General features: G+C 70.8%; 7 protein-coding genes. 4 read left to right on the top strand and 3 right to left on the bottom strand.

Features of this window, described 5'->3' with window-relative positions:
- Positions 1–48: 48 nt before the first annotated feature.
- A complete protein-coding gene (locus tag LQ327_RS30420) occupies positions 49–558 on the bottom strand; it encodes a site-specific integrase (protein ID WP_230739963.1) in 510 nt (169 codons plus the stop codon).
- 580 nt (positions 559–1,138) lie between these two features.
- On the opposite strand from LQ327_RS30420, the gene LQ327_RS30415 reads away from it, so the two are divergent.
- The 4 genes from LQ327_RS30415 to LQ327_RS30400 all read left to right on the top strand — a co-directional run bounded on the left by LQ327_RS30415 (position 1,139) and on the right by LQ327_RS30400 (position 4,279).
- Positions 1,139–2,365, top strand: coding sequence for a hypothetical protein (locus tag LQ327_RS30415; RefSeq protein ID WP_230739960.1), 1,227 nt, complete (start codon positions 1,139–1,141; stop codon positions 2,363–2,365).
- Between the two features lie 351 nt (positions 2,366–2,716).
- A complete protein-coding gene (locus LQ327_RS30410; protein ID WP_230739958.1) occupies positions 2,717–3,247 on the top strand; it encodes an ImmA/IrrE family metallo-endopeptidase in 531 nt (176 codons plus the stop codon).
- Between the two features lie 11 nt (positions 3,248–3,258).
- Positions 3,259–3,630: a hypothetical protein gene (locus LQ327_RS30405; RefSeq protein WP_230739956.1), complete on the top strand. Its 372-nt coding sequence runs from the start codon at positions 3,259–3,261 to the stop codon at positions 3,628–3,630.
- 196 nt (positions 3,631–3,826) lie between these two features.
- A complete protein-coding gene (locus LQ327_RS30400) occupies positions 3,827–4,279 on the top strand; it encodes a hypothetical protein (protein ID WP_230739953.1) in 453 nt (150 codons plus the stop codon).
- On the opposite strand, the gene mobF is transcribed toward LQ327_RS30400, so the two are convergent.
- Complete coding sequence (mobF, locus tag LQ327_RS30395; RefSeq protein WP_230739951.1) at positions 4,270–8,811, bottom strand: MobF family relaxase; 4,542 nt, start codon at positions 8,809–8,811, stop codon at positions 4,270–4,272. The two genes, LQ327_RS30400 and mobF, sit on opposite strands and share 10 nt — an antisense overlap.
- A 283-nt stretch (positions 8,812–9,094) precedes the next feature.
- On the bottom strand, positions 9,095–9,850 hold the full coding sequence (locus LQ327_RS30390) for a hypothetical protein (protein WP_230739949.1): 756 nt from the start codon (positions 9,848–9,850) through the stop codon (positions 9,095–9,097).
- Positions 9,851–9,865 lie beyond the last annotated feature (15 nt).

Here is a 9,865-nt window from a genome sequence, read left to right as displayed (position 1 = left end):
AGGCACCCGAGTGACTCACGGTCCTCTTCGTGTCGAGGTCCGGATCTATTACGCGTTGTCCTCGCGGGCAATGACGCGTGTCGCCCACGCGGCCCCCAGGACAGCGAGGACACGGCGTGTATCCGGCGTCACCAACCAGCAGGGCCGCGTGTACAGAGCTCGGTGCTCGACCCGGGCGATGATGTCGTTGATCGCCCGACCGGAAAGCCGTGCCGGAGGGATGGTCAGGTGTGTCCTGGTGGGAGCGGTGGATGGGTCACCACGCGGCGTCGCGGGTGACGCCGGCTCGGGCCAGGTGCGCGCGCCACGCCGGCCAGACGTCAGCGGCGGGGCGGGAACCGTCTCGTCGGCGGCGATGCCAACCACGGCGCCAGCGTTGTCCTGGTCGATTCTCGAGCGGCGGAGGCGCAATGACAGGCCATGCTCGTCGATGGTCAGGTCGTCGAGGTCGAGGCGGGCGAGGTCGCTACGGCGCAGCGCGGCGGCGTAGCCGATCAAGATCAGCGCGAGGTCGCGGGCGTTCAGGGCGCTCGACTCCGGATCGAGGCCGCACGTCATGGCCAGGACCTGTTCGATGCGGGCGGCGGAGTGGGGTGACGCCGGGGTGGCGGCGGTGCCGGCCAGGGTGGCGCGGACCTGCTCGTCTCGGCGGGGTTGGGAACGCCAGCGGCGCGGTGGACCACCGAGATCGCCGCTTCCGGAGGTTCCCGGGTGGCCCGGTCGGCGCCGAGGTGACATAGACCGGACTTATCGGATCACCCGTGCCGGAGGAGTGACGTGCAGTGACTCGGGAACCTGTGACTGGGGAACCTCAGGTTTGAGCGGCGACGCGATGCCAGTCCTCTCGGCGATCAGGTCCGAGGCTGCTCGCGGGCTCCCGAGTGTGTGTCCGGCTCGGTCAGCAGTTCGGATCAACCGGGACGCCTTGCGTGGTTGGGTCAAGCGGGCCCGCGGCGCCGCGCCGCGTCCCAAGGGGGAGGCGAAAGGGTTGATGATGGCCGAATCAGGGGACGGGGCAGCGCACCATGAAGCGGAGCGCCGCTCCGAGCCCCGGACGGACAACGGCGCCGCGCCATCACAGTGGGCTCCGCGGACCGGCGGCGACGGCGTGGCGGTCGGCCCGCCGCCGCCACGGAAGATGGATCTGAGCGAGCGGCTGTACGTGAATCGCGACGGCACCCCCTATTCCGGCACCTTGGACCTCTCGGAGTACGGGCCACTAGCGGGGCCGCGCAGAATCGGCCGATGGCTTCGCGACAGGCCACGGCCTATCCGTTTCACCGTCGGCACTCTGGTTCCCGCTGGCGCGGCAGTGATCGCGCTCGGGTGGGTGCTGGACGGCCCCGGCGGCTGGCTGGAGGCGCACGGCTTCCTCACCAACGTGGTCGCCTCAGTGGGCACGGGCGCGCTGGGCGTCGCCGCGGCACTGCTGATCTTCAGCCAGATCGCCGACCGAGGGGATCGGGAGCGAGAGCGGAGGGACGCCGCCGCGGCGGCCGGGAACATCTTGGCGGAGTTGGCAGCGCTACACCTGCGGCTGTTCTCGTCGGAGCTGCGGCAGCGGCTGCCGAACGATCGGCGGCAACGAAACCTGGCGCTGCTCCGGAGGCTGCACCGCCTCCGGGAACTGACGCGCACGCTGACCGCGGAGACCGCGGCGGCGCGCCGGGTCCTGGCGCGGAACTCCTCCGGCGAGGAGGAGCGGCAGTCCGAGGTCCGGACGGTGCTGGCCCGGCTAACGGAGGTGGACGCCCGTTGGAGCGAGTTGCTGACGGAAGGCAGTCCGCAGCTGTGGCGGGAGATGGGGTACACCTGGGGCCTGCTAGAGCAGGATCTGAGGGTGCGGCTGCTGTCGGCCGGAATCTGGCTGCCGCGGTACACCGTGCTCCGCACCGGAGAGCTGCTGCGAGCACCGGACGACGCGGTAGTGGGAGAGCTGCTGTACCTGCCGGAGGCCCTCTCTGTCGAGGAGGGGAGATCCGACGCGGGGGTCACGCTGCGGGTGGTGTCGGAGTTGCGCCGCGTGCCCGAGGGGCGAGATCACGGGATGATGGACGGCACCACGGACCTGATGCTGGAGCATCTGCGCGGGTCGCTGCACTACTTGGACCGGCTGCTGCTGCTCACGCTGCAGCTGGAGGAGCTGGCCCGCGACTATCCGCCGCCCGACGACTCTGGGCTGCCCTCGATCGGCAAGGACTCGCTCCGCGCTCCAGGCGAAGCGCTCGAAATCGATCTGCCCCGGTACATGATCGACCAAGGGGACTTCCGGGAGCCATGGTCTCATGGCCCGTGGTCGTTCCGGGCCGATGGCGAGGAGTCGAGGATCGTAATCTCCGCGGAACCGTTGGACGCAGAGCGGTAATGGAACCGACTCGATCCCGTGAGAAGCGGCGGAGGAAAGCGCGGCCGTGAGGATCGCGGGCTCCGCCGGTGGAGGCTGAGGGAGTGGTGGTTCTGGACCCCGCCCGGTCCCTGGACCCCGACTTCGACTTCTCCGCTCAACCCGGGCTCGACGAGAACTCGAAGAGGTCCGCCGCGGTTGCACTTCTGGCTCCAGGGCGTCTGACGCGCCACGCCGCCGAGCTAGCCCATGCGCCACGCCAGCCCGGGGAACCGCTGTGGCATCTTGGTCATGATCAGCCCGACAACCTGTGACTGAGGGACGCCAACCCGGCATCATCGACATCGTGAGCGGGGATCGGGGGTGCACGGCGTGTCGAGCACGATGAACTTCGACGCCCGCCGCTCGCCTGAGGTCACGGCCGACGACGTCTTGGACCAGCTTGGCGTCGATGAGCTTGGTGGGCTTCCGCTGCCAGTCGATCCCGTCGCGCTCGCCCGCTGGCTCGGCGCCGAGGTGTTCACCATGGACCTTGAGGACGACGTCTCCGCGATGCTCGTCGGAGAGGCCGGCCGACCACCGACGATCTACCTGAACGCACGCGAGACCTCCGAGCGGCGGCGGTTCAGTTGCGCCCACGAGATCGGACACCTCCTTCGCCGGCGCACCAGCGGTGTCACCGACTTCGGGTTCGTCGACCGTCGCAACCACCTCTCCGAGACGGGCACCGATCGCGAAGAGCGCTGGGCCAACCGATTCGCCGCGGCCCTGCTCATGCCGACGGTGTTCCTGCGCGGGGTCCCGCCCGAGCAACGACGGCACCCCGAGCGGCTCGCGCCCGTCTTCGGCGTCTCACCCACCGCAATGCGCATCAGACTCGAGAACCTCGGGCTCCCGCGTTGACCCAACCGGACATGCCCGACGACGTCGAGGTCGGTGCCTCCGAGGTCGGCGTCGAAACCGCAGCGGCGGTCGCTCGCCGCGGCCGCCACCGACACCCGGCCCCGACCCTCGACGACTCCGACCGCGAGGACCGCGCCTGGGACGTGTGGTTCAAGAAGGTCTACGGCATCACGCTCCTCGTCGTGGTCGTCGGCCAGGTCGTCGCCGCCGACGTCGGATTCTTCTGGTACGCGATCTCCCGTAGCTGGGACATCGCTCCACCGATCGGCGTCGCCTGGCTAAGCGCAGCCGTCGTCCAGGTCATCGGACTCGCCTGGATCGTGATCCGGAGCGTGTTCCCGCCCGAACCGCCATACACCAGGCAGGCTCCGAACAGCCAGTGACCTATCGGGGCTCCTCGAGCAGTCCACTAAGCCGAGCGTCATGTTGCGCCACCGAAGTGCGGAAGCCAGAGCTACGAGACGAGTGCACGGTCTCTTTGAGACGACCCTTGCCCGACGGGTTAACTATCGGCAAGACCGGCATTGATCTTGGCTTGCCACTCTCGTCTTTGTCGGAGTCCGGTGTCACGCTTCTCCGATGGAGGTGCGTGAGTCCGACGTTGCCGGGATCCCTGCTGGCAACGTCCGCGTGTCACGGGACGAGTTCGTTGCGGTCTGGAGGGCGGCGAGCGCGCGCGGAGAAGCGCAGGCAGCGCACGGGATCACCGACTGGTACGCCGTAGCCGTCGCGGTGACGTGCCGTTGGATTGCGACGGCGCCGATGCGCTCGGCGACCGGACCAGACCGGCTGACGCGGTCACCGGCGACGCGTCGACATCGCTTGGCGTATGAGGAGCTCATCGAGGCCGAGTACGTAGCGGCGGAGTCGCTCGAGGAACGGCGTCCGGACATCGTTGAGCACGAACCAGGCTGGTGCGACGGCGTGCGCGCGACGCTGCGGTGGGCGTGGCGGCGCAGCGGGCCGCGCCCGATCGAGGTCTCGGAGTTCGTTGGGGTGAATGACGAGGTCGGCACCCTCGATCACAGCTGATCCATGCCCACCGGCTCTGGTTGGCCTACGTCGTCGTCATCGTGGAGCGGTTCCTCTGCGACTGTCCGGTCGTGCTCGTGCCATTGAGTCAGTTGCTCGGCGCGCTGCTTCTGCTCCGCGGCTGCGTCCGCCGTGTCACGATCGCGAATTTCAGCGAGCGCGCGCTGAGCGCGATCCACAGCGGCGGCAGTCTCATCGGCCGAGGGCACCCGCACGTCGTCCTCCGCTTCCACCCGTGGTTCGTCTGCGGCGACCTCGCGGATGTCCCGCTCGGGCTGCTCGGACTCAGGCGGCTCGTCACGCCGGTCGTCAGACTCCGAGGGGTCGTCACGGACCGCGTCGGTCGAGGCGTCCGCGGCTGCCCGGGCGTCCGGCGACTCGGTTGGAGCCTCCGCGGCCAGCTCGTTCACCTGCTCGTGGGTCGGGTCAGACACGTCGGCGTCGGTGACCTCCCGGTGGCGCTCGTCCTCGGCGACGGCGGCGCGGTGTGCGGCGAGCCATTCGGCGGCAGTGACCTGCGGTTCAGGGTCGGTGTCGTCGGCGTGGCGGGCGGCGAGCTCGGCCTTGGCGCGTTCCGCGGCGGCTCGGGTGCCGGCGGTGTGAGCGAGCCAGCGGGAGCGGGCGTCGTCGAGGTCAACGAGTCGGTCGGCGCGTTGCTCGATGGTCTCGGCGAGGGCTCGGGCTTGCTCGCCTTCGTTTGTGAGGCGGGCTCGTTCGATCTCGTCGGTGGCCGCGCTGGCCTCGGCGTGGCGTAGTTGCTCGGTATGGCGGTGCGCGGCGGCGGCCTGGTGGGTGCCGGCGAGTTCGTTGCCGACGTAGCGCGGGGCCCAGGCGGATTCGCGTTCGTGGGCGCGGACGCGCACTCGGAGCTGGCCGTCGGAGAGCTCGAGTTCTTCGCGGTCGATCTCGGGTCGGCCGAGTGCACGCCAGGCGGCGCGGTAGGCGGCGAACGCTTCGACTTGGCCGGGGGCTGGCGCTGGCCCGAGGGCGTCGTCAGGGTCGTCGTGGCCGTGCGATTCGCGCCAGGCCGCGACCGTGGCGGCCTTCTCCCGCCAGATCTCTCGTTCCTCCCGGTCGTTGGGGACCCCACCGATGGCGGCCGTGAGCCATGAAGGCGGATCGGCGACAAGGTCGCGGCCGAGCTGATCGGATCGCCGGTCGGCCGCGTCGGCGAGGGTGGTGAGGTAGCGGTCCCAGTCTTTGATTCCGGTGTGGGGTGTCCAGTCGGCCCAGGTGGTGCCGATCGGGTCGAGGCGGTCCTCCTGGTCGTCGCGGATGCGGCCGTGGATGACGTTGGTGAGGCTGCGGGCGCCATCGAGAGGCCGGTCTGCGATCGCGTCGTGCAGGGCGCGCTGTGGATCGTGGCCGGCGAGCTCGGCGCGGCGCAGAATGCGGGTGAGGGCTGCAGGGCCGTCCTCGGCGGCGATCCGTGCGCGGTGTTCGGGGTCGAGGACGCCGTCGGCGGTGAGCTGGTCGAGCCAGCCGACAGTGCGGTGGGTCGCGGCGAGCTGCGCGGCGTCGGTGAACAGCTCCGCCGCGGTGCGCACGGACCCTGTTTCGGTGGCGGACTCGGTGGCGGTGGCCAGCGCAGAGCGGGTCTCAGGCGCGCCGTCGGCGGTCAAGACGGCCGCGAGAATGGCGACGGGGTCGCGGTGCAGCTGGTGGGCGGTGGTGCCGTCGGCCGGGTCAGAGGGTCCGCTGATGGTGGCGACGTGGGCGGTGTTCGCGTAGCGGCCGCGGGTGAGCCCGACGTAGCCGGCGGCGCGGCTTGTCGAGGCGGACGCGACGAGGTGGCTGGTGTCGACGGTGGTGCCCTGGGTCGAGTGGACGGTGCCGGCGTACGCCAGGGATACGTCGGCGGCGACGTAGTCGCCGGGTAGCACCATCGCCTCGCCGAGCACCTCCTGCCCGCCGTCGTCCCGACCGTGGACCGGCGCGACGGTCAGGGAGCCGTCGTCGCCGGTGGCGGTGACGCGGTAGGTCTCCCTGTTGATCGGCCCGGGGCGGTTGACATGCTCGCCCGCATCCGTGGTGGCGTGGTGGCCGGCGAGTTCCCAGCCGTTGCGGCGGGCAGCGACGAGGTCGCCGACGCCAGCGGTGGTGCCGTCGCGCCCGAGCGGAACTCCGGCTTCCTCGACACGCCTGAGGCGAACGAGCTCGACGCGCAGCTGCGCGGAGAGACGCTCGGCCTGCTGGTTGGTGTCGACGACGAGCACGGACCGCTTACCGGCGAGGGTGTCAGCGAGCCAGGCGCGGGCCGCGGAGGCTTCGGCCTGCTCGAGGGTTCCGGCGTCGACGAGCCGGCCGTGCTGGTGGTAGGTCCGCAGCACGGTCTCGTCGCCGTCGCGCAGCCGCAATGACGCGGGTCCTTCCCACGGCTGCTGGAAGCGATGGGTATCGGCGAGCTCGTAGCGCCCGCCAGCCTGGGCGAGCAGGTCCATCGCGCCGCCGGCGCCGACCGCGGCGAGCTGGCGGTGGTCGCCGACGAGCAGCAGCTTCGCTCCGGCGGTCTCGGTGTGCTGGTGGATGGCGGCGAGGGCGGTGGTGTCGGCCATCGCGGACTCGTCCAGGACCACCAGATCGCCTTTCCGGAGGCGCCAGCCGCGGTCGTCGTGGCTGTTGCCGGGCGAGTCGGCGAGCCGGTCCTGGGTCGCGAGCCATCGGGAGACGTTGCGGGCGGTCAGACCCTCGTCGGTGAGCACTCCGGTGGCGATCTGGCTGGTGGCCAGCCCAAACACCCGGCCCGCTGCGGCGCCCCGGAGCTCGGGGTCGCTCCATGCCTTGGCGAGGGTGCCGACGACGAACGACTTCCCAGTGCCCGCGGGCCCGACGAGGGTCACCACCGCGGCCCCGGAGGTGAGCACGCCACGGACGGCGGCGGCCTGGTCGACGCCGAGCTCGAGGCCGCTCTCACCCAGCTGCTCGAGGAATCGGGCGCCGGTAGCCGGTGAGAGGGCGGCGGTGGTGTGGTCGCCAGTGGCGGCGCGCAGGATGTTCTCGCTGCGCACGTGATCGGGGGTGGCGTAGACCTGCCCGCCGGGAGCCCGGTAGGCAGACTCCCCGTTCATCAGGCGCAGCTCGTCCGGCAGCACCTGCTCCCCGGGTCGGGCCGACTCCAACGGCGTTGCGAGCGTCACCGCCTGCTCCGCGAGACCGTCGAGCATCTCGGCGAGGTCAGTGCCCTCCGGGAGTCCGAGGGTGTCGGGCAGTGCCTGGTTGAGGGCCCGGACCAGGTCGGCGCGGGTCCAACCGGCCTTGCGGGACTGGACATCGGTCAGGGCCAGCTCGATCACCGCTCGCGGCGACCACGTCTCGGCCTCTGGGGCTGTGGGTCGGGCAGCGAGGGCGGCGTCGGCGACGCCGGCGAGTCCGCCGTCGATGTCGGCGGCGAGCTGGGCCTCCACCCGGTCGAGAACCTGCTCGCGGGTCTCCCCGTCGTGGGTCTTCGCGCGGCGGGTCGCGAAGGTGGCCTGCCGGGCGAGCCGGTCCCGTTCGACGCTGGTCGGCTCCCGGTCGTGACGCGCCTCGAAGGCCTCGATGAGCGCTGCAGCCTTGGCGGTCACGGCGTGGCGGCGCGAGGAGATCAGGTCCATCGCCTCCGGCGAAACCCCGACGACCTCCCGCGCTTTCCCGTCCGGTCGGGTCGCGAACCCCACCCCGAGCGAGCGGGTGAGGTGTTCCTCGAGGGCCCGCTCGCCGACCGCAGCCGCGGCGGGGCGCCACCGGTAGAGGCTGCGCCCGTCGAGGGTCCGCCAGGTTCCGTCCGGGCTCTCGACGCGGTTGAGGATCGTGTTGTGGATGTGCAGCTGCGGGTCGTGATCCCGCGAATCGTGCTGAAAGAACGACGCCACGACCCAGTCGTGGGCGTCCTCCCAGCGCCCGGCCGCACCCCCGTGGTGACCGACCCGGACGTAGCCGGCCTTCTCCGACAGGTAAGCGAGGGCGGCGTGGTTGCCGGCCCAGATCGCGTCTTCGACCGCTCGGCGGTGCGCGCCCCACGCGGCTGCGGCATCGGTGTCGCCAGCGCGTTCAGCGTTGACCTGTTCGGCTTCGAAGGCTGTATGTAGCAGCGTCACGCTCTTCTGGACGCTGAACGTGGCGTCGTGGAAGGCCACGTTGTGCCGGGCGGACTTGCCCGCCTCGACCCGGAGTTCAGCGCGGCGTTCAGCGCTGGCGTCAGGCTCACGTTCAACCGCCAAGGCGTAGAGCTCGTCCTCGGTGGCGTACCGGCGCCCGGTGTGCCCGAGGGTCGCCGCCTCATCCCACCTCGAGGGGTCAAGGAAGGCGTCATCGCGGGGATCGAGGTAGCGCTCGTAGACCGCCCGCATGTCCTGGGCGTCCACCAACCCCGTCAGGCCGAGCGCCACGGCGCCGGCACCCCACCACCGTCCCGGCGGCTCCCCGTCGGTGACCGCCCCGGTGTAGTAGTTCTCCCGCCCGGTGGCGATCTCCTTGAGTAGGTACTCCGGCGAGTAGCCCGACGACAGCGTCAGCACCTCGACCACCCGGCGGAACCCTCGGCCGCCCACCATTCAAGATCATCGACGAACTGGAGCAAGAGCGATGCTCTTGCCAGCCGGCCGGAGGCCGATCGGGACCCGAGGATCGTGATGCATCGGTGTGAGTCGTTTGATCTTTCCCTTGATCTCTTCGTTCGGGTGTCTTGTTGGTCGTGTCTGGTCGGCTGTTCGGCGTAGTGACCGGTGTCGGGTGGCGCTTTTGATCTTTGCTCTGTCTCTTGTTCTTGGTGCTGCTTCTGGTGGGTCGGGTGCTGTGTCTGGCTGTGGGTTCGGTGGCCTGTGTCGTGACTGGTGATCATGGACTGGCCTCGTTGTTGGGGTCGGTGTCGGCGCCGGGTTCGGGGCCGGTGATCAGGTGCAGCGGCAGGCGCTGTTCGCGCAGCGCCTTGAGTGCGGCGGCGGCGGTGCCGCGGGAGACCTCGGCGGTGGTTTCGAGCTCGGAGACCGACGGCCAGGCTCCGTGGCGCTGCGCCCAGCGCGTGGCGGCCGCCTCGGCCCGGTCACGCTGCGGCGAGGCGACAGGCCGGGACGCTGAACCGGGCCGATCACGGTCGGCCGCCAGATCGTCGGACGAGGGCAGCTGAACGGCATCTGGGCCGGGTTCAGGCTGAACAACTGCCCCGTTGAACTGGGCAGGCTGAACGGGCCAACTCTGAACGCCCGGGGCTTGAACGTCGGGTTCGTTGGCGAGCAGGTAGAGCAGGTGCGCGACGACCGCGGCGGCGATCGCGGGCCAGGCGCCGATGCCGAACCGCAGCGCCGATGCGACTTCGACTGTCGGGCCACCGGCCAGATACGAAGCCTGGGCGAGTCCTGACAGACCGGCAGCGATGACGACGACGGTCCAGGCGTAGCGCGCGGCCGGTCCGGTCAGGCGGGCGGTGGCGGCGTAGGCGACCAGGGCGAGGCCGTCGGTGATCAGCGGGTAGAGCCAGGCGATCCCGTCCGGGACCCGGGAGGCCACGGCGACCTCGTAGAGCCCGTGGGCGGTTGCGACCGCGGCGCCGAGGGCGACCGCGAGCCCGGGCAGCCAGATCGCCGCCCGTCCCACCCGACGACCCCGGTC

It is taken from the genome of Actinomycetospora endophytica, from assembly GCF_021026375.1.
GTDB lineage: Bacteria > Actinomycetota > Actinomycetes > Mycobacteriales > Pseudonocardiaceae > Actinomycetospora > Actinomycetospora endophytica.
This window is presented reverse-complemented; position numbering and strand designations above follow the sequence as displayed.

Bases quoted from the DNA above. Each gene is read 5' to 3' on its own strand.
- LQ327_RS30420 (WP_230739963.1), bottom strand. From the start codon at position 558: ATGACGTGCGGCCTCGATCCGGAGTCGAGCGCCCTGAACGCCCGCGAC.
- LQ327_RS30415 (WP_230739960.1), top strand. From the start codon at position 1,139: ATGGATCTGAGCGAGCGGCTGTACGTGAATCGCGACGGCACCCCCTAT.
- LQ327_RS30405 (WP_230739956.1), top strand. From the start codon at position 3,259: ATGCCCGACGACGTCGAGGTCGGTGCCTCCGAGGTCGGCGTCGAAACC.
- LQ327_RS30400 (WP_230739953.1), top strand. From the start codon at position 3,827: ATGGAGGTGCGTGAGTCCGACGTTGCCGGGATCCCTGCTGGCAACGTC.
- mobF (WP_230739951.1), bottom strand. From the start codon at position 8,811: ATGGTGGGCGGCCGAGGGTTCCGCCGGGTGGTCGAGGTGCTGACGCTG.